At 53.1% G+C, this 17859-nt stretch carries 15 protein-coding genes and 1 riboswitch; of the genes, 5 read left to right on the top strand and 10 right to left on the bottom strand.

Annotated features, from left to right (window positions below):
• Positions 1-8: 8 nt before the first annotated feature.
• Entirely contained in the window at positions 9-1703 is a 1695-nt protein-coding gene (gene araB / locus AB182_RS21400) for a ribulokinase (RefSeq protein ID WP_047371851.1), read from the bottom strand.
• 335 nt (positions 1704-2038) lie between these two features.
• Between araB and araC the strand changes: the two genes are divergently transcribed.
• Together araC and AB182_RS21390 are read left to right on the top strand one after the other, a co-directional pair.
• The gene (gene araC / locus AB182_RS21395; RefSeq protein WP_039078339.1) at positions 2039-2884 is read left to right on the top strand and encodes an arabinose operon transcriptional regulator AraC; all 846 of its coding nucleotides are present in this window, start codon (positions 2039-2041) and stop codon (positions 2882-2884) included.
• A gap of 127 nt (positions 2885-3011) precedes the next feature.
• On the top strand, positions 3012-3776 hold the full coding sequence (locus tag AB182_RS21390) for a DedA family protein (protein WP_047371850.1): 765 nt from the start codon (positions 3012-3014) through the stop codon (positions 3774-3776).
• Here the strand turns inward: AB182_RS21390 and thiQ are convergent.
• From thiQ to sgrR, 4 genes are all read right to left on the bottom strand, one after another.
• Complete coding sequence (gene thiQ, locus AB182_RS21385; RefSeq protein ID WP_047371849.1) at positions 3769-4464, bottom strand: thiamine ABC transporter ATP-binding protein ThiQ; 696 nt, start codon at positions 4462-4464, stop codon at positions 3769-3771. The two genes, AB182_RS21390 and thiQ, sit on opposite strands and share 8 nt — an antisense overlap.
• The gene (gene thiP / locus AB182_RS21380) at positions 4448-6058 is read right to left on the bottom strand and encodes a thiamine/thiamine pyrophosphate ABC transporter permease ThiP (RefSeq protein WP_047371848.1); all 1611 of its coding nucleotides are present in this window, start codon (positions 6056-6058) and stop codon (positions 4448-4450) included. The genes thiQ and thiP overlap by 17 nt, the downstream gene beginning before the upstream one ends.
• Positions 6034-7017 (bottom strand): thiamine ABC transporter substrate binding subunit, encoded by a 984-nt coding sequence (gene thiB, locus AB182_RS21375; protein ID WP_047371847.1) that lies wholly within the window; start codon positions 7015-7017, stop codon positions 6034-6036. The genes thiP and thiB overlap by 25 nt, the downstream gene beginning before the upstream one ends.
• Before the next feature lie 33 nt (positions 7018-7050).
• Positions 7051-7151: riboswitch (TPP riboswitch) on the bottom strand.
• A 76-nt stretch (positions 7152-7227) separates the two neighbouring features.
• A complete protein-coding gene (gene sgrR / locus AB182_RS21370; protein WP_047371846.1) occupies positions 7228-8883 on the bottom strand; it encodes an HTH-type transcriptional regulator SgrR in 1656 nt (551 codons plus the stop codon).
• 87 nt (positions 8884-8970) lie between these two features.
• On the opposite strand from sgrR, the gene sgrT reads away from it, so the two are divergent.
• Both sgrT and AB182_RS21365 read left to right on the top strand, forming a co-directional pair.
• On the top strand, positions 8971-9123 hold the full coding sequence (gene sgrT, locus AB182_RS30955) for a glucose uptake inhibitor SgrT (RefSeq protein ID WP_071845930.1): 153 nt from the start codon (positions 8971-8973) through the stop codon (positions 9121-9123).
• A 100-nt stretch (positions 9124-9223) separates the two neighbouring features.
• The gene (locus AB182_RS21365) at positions 9224-10402 is read left to right on the top strand and encodes a sugar efflux transporter (RefSeq protein WP_047371845.1); all 1179 of its coding nucleotides are present in this window, start codon (positions 9224-9226) and stop codon (positions 10400-10402) included.
• Positions 10403-10445: 43 nt separating this feature from the next.
• Here the strand turns inward: AB182_RS21365 and AB182_RS21360 are convergent, their stop codons facing one another.
• Positions 10446-11756, bottom strand: a complete 1311-nt coding sequence (locus AB182_RS21360; RefSeq protein WP_047371844.1) for an MFS transporter — start codon at positions 11754-11756, stop codon at positions 10446-10448.
• A gap of 231 nt (positions 11757-11987) precedes the next feature.
• Between AB182_RS21360 and AB182_RS21355 the strand changes: the two genes are divergently transcribed.
• A complete protein-coding gene (locus AB182_RS21355; protein WP_047371843.1) occupies positions 11988-12884 on the top strand; it encodes a LysR family transcriptional regulator in 897 nt (298 codons plus the stop codon).
• A 35-nt stretch (positions 12885-12919) separates the two neighbouring features.
• On the opposite strand, the gene aroD is transcribed toward AB182_RS21355, so the two are convergent.
• The 4 genes from aroD to AB182_RS21335 are packed head-to-tail and all read right to left on the bottom strand — an operon-like array spanning position 12920 to position 17836.
• Complete coding sequence (aroD, locus tag AB182_RS21350; RefSeq protein WP_047371842.1) at positions 12920-13675, bottom strand: type I 3-dehydroquinate dehydratase; 756 nt, start codon at positions 13673-13675, stop codon at positions 12920-12922.
• Positions 13676-13705: 30 nt separating this feature from the next.
• Positions 13706-14917, bottom strand: a complete 1212-nt coding sequence (locus AB182_RS21345; protein WP_047371841.1) for an MFS transporter — start codon at positions 14915-14917, stop codon at positions 13706-13708.
• An 11-nt stretch (positions 14918-14928) separates the two neighbouring features.
• A complete protein-coding gene (locus AB182_RS21340; RefSeq protein WP_047371840.1) occupies positions 14929-15792 on the bottom strand; it encodes a shikimate dehydrogenase in 864 nt (287 codons plus the stop codon).
• Between the two features lie 10 nt (positions 15793-15802).
• Positions 15803-17836, bottom strand: coding sequence for an oxidoreductase (locus tag AB182_RS21335; protein WP_047371839.1), 2034 nt, complete (start codon positions 17834-17836; stop codon positions 15803-15805).
• Positions 17837-17859: the final 23 nt, after the last annotated feature.

The following is a 17859-nucleotide window of genomic DNA, read 5'->3' as shown; positions in this document are numbered from 1 at the left end:
TTGTGTCCTTAGTGAGAGAGCGCTGCCTGCGTTGCTGGCGCAGTTACAGGGAGATAGTGAAGCTCGGCGCTTTTCGCCCATTGCTGGTAGCGGCGATAGAGTTGTTCAAAGCGTTGAGCCTGCGCAGGCACAGGTTGCAGCGTGTTTTCGATCTGGCTGGCCATTTGCTGTTGCGCCGCGGGAATATCGGTGTGAACGCCTGCGGCGACGGCGGCAAAAATGGCCGCGCCGAGCGCACAACACTGATCCGAGGCGACAATTTGCAGCGGGCGATTAAGCACATCGCAGCAGGCCTGCATGATGACGCGGTTTTTACGGGCGATACCGCCCAGCGCCATGACGTTGTCCACCGCGATACCTTGCTCGGTGAAACATTCCATAATGGCGCGGGCACCAAAGGCGGTAGCGGCAATCAGCCCGCCAAAGAGCGCCGGGGCATCGGTGGCAAGATTCAAGTCGGTGATGACCCCTTTCAGGCGCTGGTTCGCGTTCGGTGTACGGCGACCGTTAAACCAGTCGAGTACCACCGGCAGGTGTTCCAGCGACGGGTTTTGCGCCCAGGCTTCTGTCAGCGCTGGCAGCAGTTGTTTCTGACTGGCTTTAATTTGTGTTTTCAGTTCCGGATGCTGTTGCGCCAGTTGTTCCAGCGGCCAGCCGAGGATGCGGCCAAACCAGGCGTAGATATCGCCAAACGCGGATTGGCCCGCTTCCAGACCAATAAAATCGGGCACCACGCTGCCGTCCACCTGACCACAGATACCTTTCACCGCACGATCGCCGACGCTGGGTTTATCAGCAATCAGGATGTCGCAGGTGGAAGTACCAATGACTTTGACCAGCGTGTTGGGCTGTGCGCCGGCGCCTACTGCGCCCATATGGCAGTCAAACGCGCCGCCGGAAATGACCACCGTTTCGGGTAAACCAAGGCGTTGCGCCCATTCCGCCGTCAACGTGCCAACCGGAATATCTGCGGTGAAGGTGTCGGTAAATAACGGGCACGGCAGGTGTTTATTGAGGATCGGATCGAGTTCGTCGAAGAAACTGGCCGGTGGTAAGCCACCCCAGCTTTCATGCCACAGGGATTTATGCCCGGCGCTGCAGCGACCGCGGCGGATATCCTGTGGACGGGTGGTTCCCGAGAGCAGGGCAGGTACCCAGTCGCACAGTTCAATCCACGATGCGGCAGCCTGGGCGACCTCATTGTCGGCGCGGGTTACGTGCAGGATTTTTGCCCAGAACCATTCGCTGGAATAAATCCCTCCGATGTAACGTGAATAGTCGACTTTACCCGTTGCGTGGCACAGGGCGGTGATCGCTTCGGCTTCCTCCACCGCCGTATGATCTTTCCACAGCACAAACATCGCATTGGGATTGTCTGCAAACTCCGGACGCAGCGCCAGAACGCGACCTTCTGCGTCGATGGGCGCGGGTGTCGAACCGGTGCTGTCCACGCCAATACCCTTGACCTGGGCACGCTGTTCAGGCGACAGCTCTGCCAGCACGCTTTTAAGCGCCATTTCCATCGACTCGATATAGTCCCGGGGATGGTGGCGGAATTGATTATGTGCCGCGTCGCAGTAACGTCCCTCTTGCCAGCGAGGGTACCACTCCACGCTGGTGGCGATTTCTGCCCCAGAGGTACAGTCCACCGCCAATGCGCGAACGGAGTCGCTGCCAAAATCGAGGCCAATTGTGATTGCCATCGTTTTGCTCCATGAAGAATAACCTTATGGAGAAACATAGTGATCGGCTGAAAAAAGCGTCAGGCAGGATTCGCTAATCTTATGGACGAAAATGCTATGGGAGTGCAAAGTGTGACCGTGTGCAAAAATTCCATGTGGACATTTTAATCGCCTTTATAGACACTTTGGTTGACTCTTTTTAACCCCCTGGCGTCATAAAAATGGCGTAATTGCTTTTATCTGGCGGGGTTAAAAGTGACGGTGTTTTCCTTGTGCCTGGTCAAAACGCCTGATTAATGAAAAGCGTATCAATATGGACAATTGGTTTCCTTCATGATGCCCGGAGTATCGAGTTTATGGCTGAGTCGCAAAATGATCCTCTGTTGCCTGGTTACTCGTTTAACGCCCATCTGGTGGCGGGGTTGACCCCAATCGAGTCTGAGGGCTATCTCGATTTTTTTATCGATCGTCCGCTGGGAATGAAGGGATACATTCTCAATTTCACCATCCGCGGTGAGGGAGTCATCAATAACCACGGGAAACAGTACGTTTGCCGCCCCGGCGATATGATTTTGTTTCCACCGGGAGAAATTCATCACTATGGCCGCCACCCGGATGCCAAAGAGTGGTATCACCAGTGGGTCTACTTCCGCCCGCGCGCCTACTGGCATGAGTGGCTAAGCTGGCCGACTATTTTCGCGCAAACCGGTTTCTTTCGCCCGGAGGAGCCCTGGCTAGCGCAGTTTAGCGAGCTCTTTGGGCAAATTATCGATGCCGGTCAGAGCGGGGGACGTTACGCTGAATTGCTGGCGATAAATCTCCTCGAGCAGCTGTTGTTGCGCCGTATGGATGCCATCAATGAATCTCTGCATCCTCCCCTGGATAACCGCGTGCGCGATGCCTGCCAGTACATTAGCGATCATCTGGCGGACAACCATTTTGATATTGCCAGCGTCGCGCAACATGTGTGTCTTTCACCGTCCCGTCTCTCACACCTGTTCCGTCAGCAATTAGGGGTGAGCGTGCTGAGCTGGCGCGAGGATCAGCGTATCAGTCAGGCGAAGCTGCTGTTGAGTACGACACGTATGCCGATCGCCAGCGTGGGGCGCAATGTCGGCTTTGAAGATCAGCTCTATTTCTCGCGGGTCTTCAAAAAATGTACCGGCGCCAGCCCCAGTGAATTTCGTGCAGGATGTGAATAGAGCGTAAAGATAGGCAAGGAGTGGCCCGGCAACCTGTCATAACCGGCAAAATATTCAGATAATTGAAGCTTGACCCTCAAGGTATGCGCCTGGAGAATGCCAGCTTCATTTTTTGACCGGAAAACGTATGCAAGCATTGCTGGAACACTTTGTTACCCAATCTACGGCCTACACGCTGATTGCGATTGCGCTCGTGGCTTTCCTGGAGTCGCTGGCGCTGGTGGGGTTGATTCTTCCCGGTACGGTGATGATGGCGGCGCTCGGGGCGCTGATTGGCAGCGGCGAAGTGAATTTCTGGTACGCCTGGATGGCGGGGATCGTGGGGTGTCTGCTGGGGGACTGGATCTCATTCTGGCTCGGCTGGCGTTTCAAAAAGCCGCTGCACCGTTGGTCATTCATTCGTAAGAACAAAGCGCTGCTGGATAAAACCGAGCATGCGCTGCATCAGCACAGTATGTTCACTATCCTGGTTGGGCGCTTTGTCGGCCCGACGCGCCCGGTTGTGCCAATGGTTGCAGGCATGCTGGATTTACCGGTCACGAAATTTATCCCTCCCAACATCCTTGGCTGTCTGTTGTGGCCGCCCTTTTATTTCCTGCCTGGCATTCTTGCCGGGGCAGCGATTGATATTCCGGCGGGAGAGCAGAGCGGTAATTTTAAATGGCTACTGTTACTGGCGGCGGTGCTGCTTTGGCTGGCGTTCTGGATGTGCTGGCGCCTGTGGCGCAGCGGTAAAGCAGGGCTGGATCGTTTAACGGCCTGGCTGCCGCGTCGTCGATTGTTCTGGCTGGCGCCACTCCTGACGGCAGGAGCCCTGGTTGCGGTGACGATACTGGTTCGCCACCCGTTAATGCCCATCTACCTGTCTATTTTGCAAAAAGTAGTTACCTGATCCCAAGCAGGGTAGAGACAGGCGCGTTGCCGCTGAGCAATTCGTCTGTTTTCCCGTCCCAGGCGATACGTCCATCGGCAATCACCAGCGCACGCGATGCGATGCGGGCGGCATCTTCCACATTGTGCGAGACCATCAACAGCGTTAACTGCTGGCGATGGCACACCTCTTTTACCAGCGCCAGCATCTCCAGGCGAAGGGCCGGATCGAGCGCGGAAAAAGGTTCATCCAGCAAGAGCACCGGTTGTTCACGAACCAGGCAACGGGCCAGCGCCACGCGTTGGCGCTGGCCGCCAGAAAGCTGATCCGGCATGCGGTCAAGCAACGCATCCAGCCCCATCGTACAGGCAATGGTCGCAAGCTTTGTATTTTGCGCCGTGGACAGTTTGAGGCCCGGGTCCAGCCCCAGACCAATATTTTGCCTGACGGTGAGATGGGTAAAGAGGTTGTTCTCCTGAAACAGCATTGACACCGGGCGCCGCGAAGGCGGTGTGCCGGTGTGATCGCTATCTTCAATCATGATGACGCCGCTGGCTGGCGAGAGAAAACCGGCGATTAAATTCAGCAGTGTACTTTTCCCGGCCCCGCTCGGACCAAGCACGGCGACCTGCTCACCCTGTTTAATCGACAGCGTAAAACGCATGGGTAAGTGCTGATACAGCCAGGTTACATCAATCAGTCTTAGCATGGCGGCCCGGAAGTTTTTCGATAAGGGTGAACAGTAAAAAGCACAGAAGCAGCAAAATCAGCGCGGTAACGGCGCCGTCCTGCGTGCGGTAAGAGCCAATCTGCTGATAAAGCCAGAACGGCAGCGTACGGAAATCATCATTGCCAAACAACGCCACGACGCCAAAATCGCCAATCGACAGCACACAGGCAAATGCCAGCGCCTGGGCCAGCGGTGCTTTCAGGGCACGCAGCTCCACGACGCGTAAGCGGCTAAACCCCTCAATCCCCAGCGACTGACAGAGCAGGCTATAGCGTGCTGTGACATCACGCATGGGGTTTTCCAGTACTTTCATGGCATAGGGAATCGCCATCAGCGCATTGGTGAAAATCACAATACCGTCGGCGGATGAGGGCAGGCCGATGCTGTTACTCAGCAGCAGGAAAAAGCCGGTCGCCAGCACAATGCCCGGCATAGCCAGAATCAGCATGCCGCTCATCTCCAGCGTTTGCCCGGCCAGTTGATGCTGGCGCGAGCGTAACTCACGACTGCTCCAGAGCAACATCATGGTCAATGTGACGCACAGCAATCCCGCTCCCAGCGCAATGCGCACGGAGGTCCAGATTGCCTGCCAGAGCACGGGCTGGGCAAGCACATGAAAAAGTCTCAGGTTCAGGCCGTCGACAATGACCGCCAGCAGGGGCGGCAACAGTAGCAGGAGCGCCAGTAGAATGAGTGAGTAGTCGGTGAAACGGCTGAAAAAACGATCTTCCGGGTTGCGCCAGCCCTGGATCTGATGGCTGCCAACGGATATGGCTTTGCTAAGGCGCTGGCTAAGCAGGACCAGACCCAGGCAGCAGATCATCTGAATGAGTGCCAGCAGTGCCGCGCGGCCAGGGTCGAAGTCGTAACTCAATGCCTGGTAGATAGCCAGTTCAATCGTCGTCGCTTGCGGGCCTCCGCCCAGCGACAGCACGGTGGCAAAACTTGCAAAGCAGAGCATGAAGATTAGGGCCGCGACAGGCGGGATTTGGCGACGCAGCCAGGGCCACTCGACATAACGGAAGAAAGACCAGCCGCGCATACCGAGCTGAGCGGCCAATTGTCGCTGCTCGCCGGGGATCTGCTCCAGAGTCTGTAACAGCAGACGGGCGGCCATCGGCAGGTTAAAAAAAACGTGCGCCAGCAAAATGCCCAGTAATCCGTACGGTGAAAATGTCCAGTCCAGACCTGCCGCGCGAAACGCGGAGGCAAGCCAGCCCTGGCGGCCATAGACACTCAGAATACCAAATACCCCAACCAGTACCGGGAGGATCAGCGTCATCGCGCACAGGCGCAGTAGGGCAAGACGACCTGGGAAGCGTCGCCGATAGAGCGCGCGGGCGAGAAAAATGGCCGGCACGACGGAAAGCAGCGCCGATAAAAAGGCCTGCCAGAAAGAAAAACGTACCACGTGCCACAGATAGCTATCGTGCAGGAGTACTGTCAGATCGGCCGCAGGGGCGTTTTGCCAGAGTGCGAGAAACGCGGAGATGGCCACCACCACCATCAGTGTGGCGGCGGCCAGACCGGGAACCAGCCAGCCGAAGGTTAGCGGCTGACGGCGCGTTGCCATGCATTAATCCATTCGCCGCGCTGGGTTGCGACGTCTTGCGGGGTATATTCCAGCGAGGTTTGTGGTTTCACCAGCGCATCGAATCCGGCGGGCAGAGAGACATTGCTGACCGGGTACATCCAGTTGCCAGTCGGGATGGCGTTCTGGAATGCCGGAGAAACCATAAATTTCAGGAACTTCTCTGCCAGTTCCGGCTGCTTACTGGCAGCGGTTCGGGCAGCAACCTCAACCTGCAGGTAGTGACCTTCGCTAAAGGCCGCGGCGGCGTAGTTGTCTTTCTTCTCTTCAATGATGTGGTAAGCCGGAGAGGTGGTGTAGCTCAGCACCAGGTCACCTTCTCCTTTCAAGAACAGACCGTACGCTTCGCTCCAGCCCTTGGTGACCGTGACGGTTTTGGCCGCCAGTTTTTGCCAGGCGTCCGGGGCCTTATCGCCGTACACTTTCTGCATCCACAGCAACAGGCCGAGACCTGGCGTACTGGTCCGCGGATCTTCATAAATCACGCGCCATTTCTGTGAGCTTTCTACCAGTTCTTTCAGGCTTTTCGGTGGGTTTTTCAGCTTGTTTTTGTCATAAACGAACGCAAACCAGCCGTAGTCAAACGGAACGAAGGTGTCGTTTTTCCAGCCGCCAGGCACGGTAACGGCGTCCGGGGAAATGCCGCTTTTGGCGAACAGTTTGGTTTGTGTGGCGGCTTCCAGCAGGTTGTTATCCAGCCCCAGCACCACATCCGCTTTGCTGTTTTTGCCTTCCATACGCAGACGGTTAAGCAATGATACGCCATCTTCCAGCGCGACAAATTTCAACTCACAGTTGCAGTCGGCTTCGAAGGCTTTTTTTACCGCGGGTCCCGGTCCCCATTCCGCAGAGAAGGAGTCGTAGGTGTAAACGGTCAGGGTCGGTTTCGCGAAAGCGGGAGCTGCGGCAAGCAGCAGGAATGGCAGAACTTTTTTAAGCACTTTGCACCTCAAAAATGGGTGGCAAAGAGGATTTTAAGCGATAGCCTCAAATCCCTTCGCCGGCGTTATCCGGATCAGGTTCGACGGGTATTTTCTCAGCACACGCTTTTGGCGTAGCACCCCGTTGAGCACTGCGCCATTGTAATGATTTTGTAAGTTTTCTGAAAGCGCCCCTTTATCATTCAGCAGGAAGCGCCAGAATCTGAACGATTACCGGTCGGGCGGGGCGAACCATGCGGATTTGAAGTCAAACCAGCCAAGGGTGTTCATACGCAGACCGCGCATACTGCGCTGACCCTGAATCCGCAGCCAGTGATGAATCAGCGGAACCAGGGTTTTGCTTGCCAGTAACTGCTGACACCAGACGGCCAGATTCATCTTTCCGGCGCGCCAACGCTCAGCATCGGCCTGCCAGTCCAGCGGGACGCAGTGTTGAATCAGCGGGACTTCATACAAATGCGTAAAGAGGGAAAAATCGAGCGGCAGCGTGAAGTTGGCGCTATTGAGCCAGATATCGCTGACGATATCGCCGCGGTGCCACTCTTCGTAATCCACTTCTTGTATCTCCAGGCGCACATCATGTTGCGCCAGTAGCTTGCTCATGGTGTTGGCAATCGCTTTATGCTCGTTGTGATCGCGATAGAAAGTCAGGGTGAGTGATTCCAGCCCCGCTGGTTTTTCACCGCTGCCAGGTCGCGCATGGTGCCAGCGCGGCAGCAGTCCGTACGCCGGGAACCAGTACTGCTGATAATGTTCTTCCGCGTGGTAGAGCAGCCGGGTGGGGGAGAGAACCTGGCTTATCCAGTCGCGAACGGCCTGGTTTGCGCCCCGGTGTGAGCGGGCATCGAAGAGCAGATAGTAACAGCCCTCTTCGAGGCGGCTTTCGACCGCTTTTTCGCCGTCGGTTGGCCCGTCAATGGTCAGGCCGCCATTCGGTTCATCGCCAATTTCCGGCAGTACCCAGACATTGACTTCATCGATAAGCGCGCGATAACCGAAGTAGTCATCAAACGCATGAATTTTCAGCTGGTTATTATTATTGCGCGTGACCGCATAAGGCCCGGTGCCGACAGGATGGCTGGAGAAATTGTCCATCGAGTTCCACTCCTGCGGCAGGATCATGGCGGGCACATGTCCCATCAGCCAGGGCAGCCAGGTGTCCGGCTGCGACAGGTGAATATCCAGCGTCCAGGGCGTCGGAGAGATAACCTGGGTGATATGCGAGTAGAGCGGCAGTGTACAGACGCGTTCGAGGGAGGCGATGACATCGCGCATTTCGAGTTCACGCCCATGGTGAAAATGGATGCCGGGGCGCAAATAAAAACGCCAGTGGAGCGGCGTGATCGCTTTCCAGTGATGCGCGATATCGGCTTCCAGTTCCCCATTTTCCTCATTTATGCGTGTCAGCGCGCTAAAAATCTGCCGCGCCATGTGGGTTTCAGAGCGCCGCAGGGCGGTGCCTGGCAGCAGATTACGCAGTGGACGGTAGTACAAAACCCGCAGAATATGCCGCCCCTGGCGGAAGCTACGGCCCAAATGCGAGATCAACATCTGGCGGACCGCGCTCTTATCGCCCACCAGTTGAACCAGTTGCTCGATTCGATCCTGTTCCAGTAAGTCCTCTGCCCGCTGTTGCTGTAAGGCGAGACCGGTATAGAGAAATGTCAGGCGCGAACGTTTGCCGCGTCCGGCTTCTGCCTCCCAGGTCAGCCAGCCACGATCTTGCATGGTATTGAGCAGGGTGCGCATATGGCGACGGGAACAGCTCAGCAAATCGGCCAACTCATTGAGCGTTGTCTCCTGAGATTTCCCGTCACAACATTGCCATAGACGAATGAACTGTTGTTGCAGGCGACCTGATGGCATAAAAGGGGAACTCCTGATGAAAAGTCAGCAATTTATTTATCCCTATATTAAGCCAATAATCCTCCGTGATGAAGCGAGGAGGTGGCTATGAAGAGATCGTCTACACGGCAATTTTACTTAGCGTATTTTCGCGCGACGCAGGATGCGTCCCGACTCTTTCGTCTGAGTACGAACCAGCGGCTGAAAATGCTCGAAGAATTAATGCAGTGGGAAGTGACAATCCCGGTCTCTGAACCCTGAAACGCGTCCATCATGTGTGACTGAGTATTGGTGCTTATCACCACGCCAGCAGTTATTATCTGCTGGCTTTTTTCGTTTCTTTCGCGTGCAAGGGATCTTTATGCTCTGGTTAGTCACGATGGGACGTCGCCTGAACGGGGTCTTCATCGCTTTTATGATCGTCGCGTTTATGATCGGTGTTGCCGGTGCTTTGCAGGCCCCGACGCTGAGTCTTTTTCTGAGTCGTGAGGTGGGGGCGCAACCGTTTTGGGTTGGACTGTTTTATACCGTTAACGCCATTGCCGGGATTCTGGTCAGCCTCGGACTGGCAAAACGCTCTGACCAGCAGGGCGATCGCAAAAAACTGATTATGTTTTGCTGCCTGATGGCGGTGGGAAACGCCCTTCTGTTTGCCTTCAATCGCCATTATCTGACCCTTATCACTTGTGGCGTGATGCTGGCGTCGCTGGCGAGTACCGCTATGCCGCAGCTTTTCGCGCTGGCGCGGGAATATGCGGATAGCTCAGCGCGTGAAGTGGTGATGTTCAGCTCGATCATGCGTGCGCAAATTTCGGTGGCATGGGTTGTTGGTCCGCCGATGGCCTTTATGCTGGCGCTTAACTATGGCTTTACCGCTATGTACGCGATCGCCGCCGGTATCTTCGTGATAAGCCTGGTGCTGGTGGCGTTGTGGTTGCCCTCCGTGAAGCGGATCGAACAGCCTGCAGATATCGCCGTGACGGAAGTCAGCGGTTGGGGCAATAAGAACGTCCGTATGTTATTTATCGCCTCGACGATGATGTGGACCTGCAACACGATGTACATCATTGATATGCCACTGTGGATCAGCAGCGAGCTGGGTTTACCGGACAGTCTGGCGGGGGTGTTAATGGGAACGGCCGCAGGACTGGAGATCCCGGCAATGATCCTCGCGGGCTACTACGTTAAGCGTTTTGGCAAGCGCAAGATGATGGTCAGCGCGGTGGCGGCGGGGGTGGTCTTTTACGTTGGGCTTATCGTGTTCCATAGCCGTGAAGCGTTGCTTGGCCTGCAGATCTTTAACGCTATCTTTATTGGGATTATTGCCGGTATAGGCATGCTATGGTTCCAGGATCTGATGCCTGGCCGTGCCGGATCCGCGACAACGCTGTTCACCAACAGTATCTCTACGGGGGTGATCCTCGCCGGGGTTATACAGGGCGCACTGGCGCAAAGTTTCGGCCATGCGAAGGTGTACTGGGTGATTGCGGCGCTCTCGCTGGTGACGCTCTTTTTGACCAGCCGGGTTAAAGACGTGTGATGTGAAAAACCGCTCCCGACAGACTGTTGCCGGGAGCAGTGGGTTATTTCAGTACAATGCGTTTGATATCACCAATGATAAAAATATAAGCGACAACGCCAATCAACGCCGTCAGGCCAATATAGATAAGTGCGTAGAAGAAATTCCCGGTACCGGAGATAATAAAGCCAATAATCAACGGCGTAATAATCGATGCCATGTTGGCGCAGAAATTGAAGATCCCACCCGTTAGCCCTGCCATATTTTTGGGAGCAATATCGGAAATTAACGTCCAGCCTAGTCCAACCATGCCCTGGCCGAAAAAGGCAACCGACATAATTACGATCACCAGCGTATTATTCGATACCCAATTCGCTGCAATAATAAAACTTGAGAGCAGCAAGCCAGAGATGATCGGTAGCTTTCTGCTGATATTTACAGAGGAGGTTTTTTTCAATAACTTATCTGAAATCCATCCGCCAAAAATGATTCCCACCGCTGCCGAGAGAAACGGCCAGGTCGCAAAAAAGCCGACGTGTAGCCACGGGAGATGCCGCTCGTGAGCGAGATACGTGGGAAACCATGTCAGAAAGAACACCAGCGTGGTGTTACCCGCAAATTGCCCTAAGCTAGCGCCAATGACCTGTCGGCAGCACAGTAGTTTTTTTGCATCCGACCAGTTAAAAGGGATGTTCTCGCTGCCTTTTTCTTTATTGCCAGCCCCAATGTATTCCAGCTCTTCTTTATTTGCTGTTGTTGATTCATGCGGCTCTTTATAAAATCTCCACCATACAAACGTAAAGGCAATGCCAAGCGAACCGGTAATAAAAAATAATGTTCGCCAGCCATGATGTTCAAGGATTAAAAATAAAATTGGGGAGAAGGCCGCCAGGCCAATATATTCTCCGACAGTATAGGTTGCGGTTGCCCGGGCGCGTTCATGTTGTGGGAACCATGTTCCTACGACGCGACTGTTAACAGGGAAGCAGGGGGCTTCACTGATCCCCAGACCTAAACGAAATAGCAGCAGAGACTTTAACCCTAGCGAAAAACTTTGCAGTAAGGTAAACGTTGACCAGAAAAAGATAGAAAGGGCGTAGGTTATTTTGTTTCCGAAGCGATCTAAAAACATTCCTCCGGGAATTTGTGCCAGTGCGTAGGTCCAGGCAAAGGCGGAGAAGACGATACCCATCATAGCGGGATCGATATGGATCTCATTACTTAGTGCGGGAGCGACAATACCTAAGATGGTACGATCCAGATAATTGATCATCGTACCAATAGATAATAACAATAAAATTACAATTCGCGCTTTGGTTCGTTTCTGTTGGCCCACCAGGGGCACAGCACTTTCCCGGCTGATACTTGTCCTCATGTTATTTTCCTTTAATATTTAAAATATTTTTGCATATTCCTCAATATGCAGAAACATTTTATTTTCTCGCTGTTTATTTTCACGCTATAAACTAACGCTTAACATATTATTCACCGCATCATATGAATATTTGATATTGCCCAAGAATTGATGCTTTACCCCCTGAGGATTATCTCTGCTGTGCTATATTTAACGCAATATCTTTAATCTTATATTATACGGTCAAAAATAATGAACCTAAAGCAACTTTATTATTTTAAGCGTTTATCAGAAACGGAGCATTACACTGAGGCAGCTTCCAGCCTCTTCATTACTCAACCTTCCTTAAGTCACGCTATCTCTGAGCTGGAGAAGGAGCTTGGCGTATCCTTGTTTGCCAGAAAGGGGCGAAATGTTGAAATTACGCAAAATGGAAAACGCTTTCTCCCCTATGTCGAAGATGCGCTGACATCGCTGGAAAATGGTCGAATGACCTTGCAGAAAAGTGGGCTGGAAAATAAGGAGAACATTCGCATCGCCTTTATATATACAATGGGTGAATATGTTGTCCCGCAGTTAATTCACAAATATTCTACTCTTCCTTCCCGCCACAATGTGACCTTCTCCTTTACTCAAGGGACCTCACTGACTTTATTGCAGGAACTGAAAGCCGGCAAGAGCGATTTAACGATTTGCTCATATATACCTGATGAACCGGATATCGATTTTATTCCTATTATTCAGCAGGAATTGGTGGTCGTTACCGCAAAAGATCATCCGCTGGCGCGTTTGTATCAAAATGAAGTGGATCTTGTGGAGACGATTCACTACCCGTATATCTACTTTTCGGAGAACAGCGGCCTGCGGCCGTTTATCGATAATGTCTTTATGCAGCAAAAACTGGTGCCTGATATTGCCTGTTATGTTGATGAGGATACGGCGATGGCGGGGCTGGTCAGTATTGATTACGGTATTGCGATCATGCCAAGAATTTCTGCACTCTCGTATTATAACGTCCATATTCTGGCGATAAAAAATAAGATCCCGCCGCGTTATATCTATCTGGCGACCATGAAAGATCGCGTACTTTCACCAGCAATTCAGTCATTTAGAAACTTCATCATTGATGACAGCCAGCAAAAGCGCTGACAAAAAACCCGGAGACAGGCTCCGGGCCTTTTGTTTTAGTACAGAATATCCATCAGTTCACGCAGTTCTTTGATGGCGATCTGTCCTGGTGCCGAGGCCTGACCTACGGTACCAAACGTCATCGCTGAACCAAACAGGCGACCTGTCACGCGACTGACGCCGCCCATTTTTGCCATCGACATGGTAATAATGGGGCGCGTCGCATATTTCTCTTTCATGGTCAGCGTGGCGGCGAGAAGCGTCAGCACATCCTGCGGCGTTTGCGGCATTACCGCAATTTTCGGCAGGTCTGCGCCCAAATCCTGCATGCGGCGAAGACGGTAGATGATATCTTCCTGTGCCGGTGTTTTGTGGAAATCATGGTTACTCATGATTACTTTAACACCCGCGCCATGGGCCACATCAATCACCGCACGAATCTGCGCTTCATCGTTGAACAACTCAATATCAATAAGATCGACCAGACCACTGAGCGCTGCCTGACGATTAAGCTCAAAATAGGCTTCATCGCTGATTTCCGTTTCGCCGCCTTCTTTTTTGCTGCGGAAGGTGAACAAGAGCGGAATGTCGGCCAGAATCTGGCGAAGGTCGCTAAGCGCCTGGTGCACGTGCTGCGGTTCGCGAACCTGCGTAAAGTGGTCGATACGCCATTCGATAAGATCGGCACCGGCGGTGGCCAGCGTCCGGGCATTTGCTTTCAGTTCGTCGAGCGTTTTGCCGATCAGCGGCACACAGATAAGTGTGGTCCCTTCCTGAAAGGTGATGTTTTTAACCGTTACTGCTTTCGTCATTTTGGTATCCATAATTTTCTCGCCGAACCGTCAGGCAGTGGCGGTTGCGCGGACCGTTTTTTGGGCAGCGCGAGCCTGAAACTGACGATAACCGATGTACAACGCAATCACAAAGCCGATTATGGCGATAATTAAATCAAACCACATAATGCTGGCAATGCTGATTTTGGACAGTTTCGCCGTAATCAACGGGATAGTGAAGCTGGCAATACTGCCGGCGGTGTAGAAGATCCCGGTGGCTTTGCCTTTCCCGTTCGGAAAGCTCATCGCCATGATGGTTGCGCCCAGTTGCAGTACGCCACCCGCTGCCGAGAAACCGATCACGAAAGCGAAACCGGTCACGATCATTGGCGTCGGGAACATACATACAATCAGCAATGAAATCATCGAGATGCCAGTGTAGAGAATCATTGCAACGGCAGAGTTCATGACGTTTTTCACAAAGGTTGCGGTGACAAATACACAGGTCAACGAGCCCGCCGTATAGATACTCAGTAACTTGATGGCTGATTCGTAGGGAATACCCGCAACGAACTGGCCGTACTGTGCGAGCCACTGGCTGACCAGGTAGAAGGTCGCCATACCAATATAGCCGTACAGCGTGAACACCAGCATATCCATCGTACCGGCATCAGACTGCGGCGTTGTTGTCGCGGCAGGTTTTTCAGACGTCTCTTTTTTCGCCCGGTTGTCAGGGAAGGGCATTTTGATCAAATAGAGGGCGCTAAGAATCATTAACACAGCCGCGATGATAAATGACCAGCCAAACCACAGGTTCGCCCAAATCAACAGGCTAATAATGAACGGCAGCAGAAATTGCCCGGCCGAGACAAACGCTTTGATTAACACGTTCGCACGGCTTGCTGAGTTCGGGAAAGATTCCATCAGCGCCGGGTAGGTTCCGGAGTCGAGGAAGCTGTTCGCCAGACCGGCCATGATGCCAAAGCAATAGGCAGCATAGATGTTTTTGGTCAGCAAAATGCCGAAGAAAAACAGCAAATAGCTCAGAATACCCAGATAGATAAAGGGCTTACGACCATAGCGGTCAGAAAGGAAACCCGTCACGATGGTGGCGAGTTTACCGATACCCAAAGACGAAATAACAATCGAAACGCCGGCTCTGTCTGTTCCCCACTGTTCCTGTAAATTCGCCATGTTGAGGGTAATTAACAATACCCCCATACCATGGATCAGGTAGTTGAGATACAGCCCAGCCGCAGTTGGGACATATCTATTTTTCATCGTGCCGGGCCTCAGAAAAGGACGTTTTTGACGTAATCGACCGGCATCTCTTTACCTGTCCAGATTTCAAAGGCTTTCGCCCCTTGCCAGAGCATCATTCCCAGACCGTTCAGGGTGCGGCAGCCTTTCTTCTCAGCAACTTGCAGCAGATGGGTTTTGCGTGGGTTATAAATTACGTCAGAGACGATCAAATCAGGGCGCAGGAAACTGTCGTCCGGCAGCAGCATCTGTCCCTCAAACGGTTTCATGCCAACGCCGGTAGCATTCGTGAGGATCATGCTGCTGTCGATTTCCTGACGCAGTTTGTCATGATCGGCAAGATCGTAGAGATGAATTTCACAGTGGGTGTTATTGCGGATCTTAGCGACAGTTTGCTCCGCATTGGCGAAGAATTTGTCTTTCTGGTTGAAGATGGAGATCTCTTTCACGCCATCCAGCGCAGCCTGAACGCAGAGCGCCGTTGCCGCGCCACCCGCGCCCAGGACCGTCATTTTCTTGCCAATAATGTCTATGCCTTCTTCGGCCAGTGCGCGCATATAACCGGTACCGTCGGTGATATGACCCGTTAACACACCATTGTCATTAACCACGGTATTGACCGCGCCGACCAGCTCTGCCGCCGGAGAGAGTTTATCCAGGTACTGGCAAATGGCGGTTTTGTTCGGCATGGAGACGTTAAACCCGCGCAGTTTGAGCGCCCGGAAACCCTGTACCACATCTTTCAATTCCTGGTTGTCTACTTCAAATGCCAGATAGACATAATCCAGACCCAGATGGGCAAAGGCTTCGTTATGCATTGTCGGCGACATGCTGTGACGAATCGGCGTTGCAATCAGGCCAATCAGCTCAGTGTGACCAGTAATACGTTCTGCCATGATTAAATCCTCAATATGTTAGAAGTGGAATTTTTGCGGATTCGCGGTTGCCCAGAGCACCCATATCTTCGAGGGTGTCCAGCACGTTGCGCCCTTCGCGCACGCCATCAATGATTCGCCGGGCCATCAGGCTGTCGCCGATGTTCATTATTTTTACGTTATTGGCTCTGGCCCATTGCTCAATTTCATTGAGACCGGTGGTATTGGCACGCATTCCCAGGCAAACAAAGCCGTAGTCAAAAGGAATGTCGTGAGCACGGTCGGCTTGCTTGACGCTAAAGTGTGTCGGGTGAACGGCGACGAGTTGTGTTTGCATGTGCTGTTCCACGTGGTGTTCATCCAGCATGGTCAACATGGCATTTTTGGTGATGATGTCCAGGTCGCGGCCCGGGCCATCCTGCATCTCAATGAGCGTGGTACGTGCTCCGCGTGCAGAGAAATATTCGATGACATCCAGACCGACGGCTCCGCCGCCAACAACGGCAATCCGTTTTCCTTCTACGTCCGCGAACTGGTCCAGGTGATGAATCATGCCCATGATGGAGAAGACGTTGCCGCCCTCGACATCGATGCACTCTTTCAGCCCGTTAATCGGTGGGAGCAGCGGCGTGGAGCCCGTAGCGTTAACAATCAGGTTCGGCCGCAGCCCGGCAATGCGCTCAACATTGGCCTCCTGACCAACCATCAGCATTAAATTGTCTAATCCGGCCATCCGGTTTTTCATAAATTGTGGGAAGTCGGCGATACGCTTCTTCTCCGGCAGGCGCGAGATTTCAGAGGCGAGTCCGCCGAGGCTATTTTTCTTCTCCAGCAACCAGGTATGGCAGCCGACTTCTGCGGCGGTACAGGCGGCTTCCATTCCTGCGGTTCCCGCACCGATAACCACGACACGGATATCGCGATTTACCCTGCGTAGCTTATAAGCGTCGCCATGAATGATGTCCGGATTGATGGAACAGCGCAGCGGACGAGAGCGGGCGATACGGTGATCGGCACAGCCAATATTGCAGGAGATGCATTTGCGCATCAGGCGTTCATTGCCGCTCTGGACCTTTTGCACCCATTCTGGTTCGGCAATCAGGCCCCGGCCAATAGCAATCAGATCCGCATCGCCCGTTGCGATAATGTCTTCGGCGACTTTCGGTGAGCGAATATTGCCGGCGATAACCGTCGGCTTATTAAACGTATCGCGTACGGCGCGGGAGAGATAACGTTTCCAGCCATCTTCCAGCGACATCTGATCAATCTGCAGATTCAGGTTATCGTTTTGCGCGGCCGAAACATTGAGAATGTCGACCTTATCCTGGCAGAGTGCCAGCATACGCAGCGTGTCTTCCAGCGTATTACCGCCCTTAAGGAAGTCATCGGCACTGAAACGCAGGCTAATTGGGAAACGTGGCCCGACGCAGGCACGCACTTTATCAACCACCAGCGTTAAAATGCGGGCGCGATTTTCAGGGGAACCGCCAAATTCATCGGTACGTTTATTAAACAGCGGCGATAAAAACTGACTGATTAGATAAGAGTGGCCTGCGTGAATTTCCACGCAATCAAATCCTGCACGTTTAACACGCTCTGCCGCTTCACCAAATTTATTAACTGCATGATATATTTCGTCATGGGTCATGGCGCGAGGAATATTGCCGTTCTTTTTCGACGGTGTATTCGAAGAAGAGAGCGGCTGTTCGCCATTCAGGCGATAAGCATAAGCAGAAGCGCCCGCATGATTTAGCTGAATAGAGACGCAGGCACCGTGTTTATGCAGTGTCTCGGTTAATTTGAAAAGTCCGGGAATATACTGATCGTTATCGATACGCAGTTGCGTTGTGCCATTCGAGGCAAACGGGAAATCGATACAGATATTCTCAATTGTAATTAAACCAGTCCCCCCTTTTGCCCGCAGTTCGTAGTATTCCAGCTGTTCCTGAGAGACTTCGCCGTTCAGGCTCGCCAGATTGGTGCCCATTGGCGGCATGATGATCCGGTTTTTTATCGTCATCCCGTTAATGGTTAACGGGGTGAAAAGGTGTTGGTAGTGGCTCATTTGCTCTCTCCACGGGAAATCCA

Origin of the sequence: Phytobacter ursingii (assembly GCF_001022135.1) — a bacterium.
Taxonomy (GTDB): domain Bacteria; phylum Pseudomonadota; class Gammaproteobacteria; order Enterobacterales; family Enterobacteriaceae; genus Phytobacter; species Phytobacter ursingii.
The sequence above is the reverse complement of the archived record's forward strand: the minus strand, read 5'-3'. Positions and strand labels throughout refer to the sequence as shown.

What these genes read in the sequence shown, in the direction of transcription:
- araB (WP_047371851.1), bottom strand. Translation starts at nt 1,703, where the DNA reads ATGGCAATCACAATTGGCCTCGATTTTGGCAGCGACTCCGTTCGCGCA.
- araC (WP_039078339.1), top strand. Translation starts at nt 2,039, where the DNA reads ATGGCTGAGTCGCAAAATGATCCTCTGTTGCCTGGTTACTCGTTTAAC.
- AB182_RS21390 (WP_047371850.1), top strand. Translation starts at nt 3,012, where the DNA reads ATGCAAGCATTGCTGGAACACTTTGTTACCCAATCTACGGCCTACACG.
- thiQ (WP_047371849.1), bottom strand. Translation starts at nt 4,464, where the DNA reads ATGCTAAGACTGATTGATGTAACCTGGCTGTATCAGCACTTACCCATG.
- thiP (WP_047371848.1), bottom strand. Translation starts at nt 6,058, where the DNA reads ATGGCAACGCGCCGTCAGCCGCTAACCTTCGGCTGGCTGGTTCCCGGT.
- sgrR (WP_047371846.1), bottom strand. Translation starts at nt 8,883, where the DNA reads ATGCCATCAGGTCGCCTGCAACAACAGTTCATTCGTCTATGGCAATGT.
- sgrT (WP_071845930.1), top strand. Translation starts at nt 8,971, where the DNA reads ATGAAGAGATCGTCTACACGGCAATTTTACTTAGCGTATTTTCGCGCG.
- AB182_RS21365 (WP_047371845.1), top strand. Translation starts at nt 9,224, where the DNA reads ATGCTCTGGTTAGTCACGATGGGACGTCGCCTGAACGGGGTCTTCATC.
- AB182_RS21360 (WP_047371844.1), bottom strand. Translation starts at nt 11,756, where the DNA reads ATGAGGACAAGTATCAGCCGGGAAAGTGCTGTGCCCCTGGTGGGCCAA.
- AB182_RS21355 (WP_047371843.1), top strand. Translation starts at nt 11,988, where the DNA reads ATGAACCTAAAGCAACTTTATTATTTTAAGCGTTTATCAGAAACGGAG.
- aroD (WP_047371842.1), bottom strand. Translation starts at nt 13,675, where the DNA reads ATGACGAAAGCAGTAACGGTTAAAAACATCACCTTTCAGGAAGGGACC.
- AB182_RS21345 (WP_047371841.1), bottom strand. Translation starts at nt 14,917, where the DNA reads ATGAAAAATAGATATGTCCCAACTGCGGCTGGGCTGTATCTCAACTAC.
- AB182_RS21340 (WP_047371840.1), bottom strand. Translation starts at nt 15,792, where the DNA reads ATGGCAGAACGTATTACTGGTCACACTGAGCTGATTGGCCTGATTGCA.
- AB182_RS21335 (WP_047371839.1), bottom strand. Translation starts at nt 17,836, where the DNA reads ATGAGCCACTACCAACACCTTTTCACCCCGTTAACCATTAACGGGATG.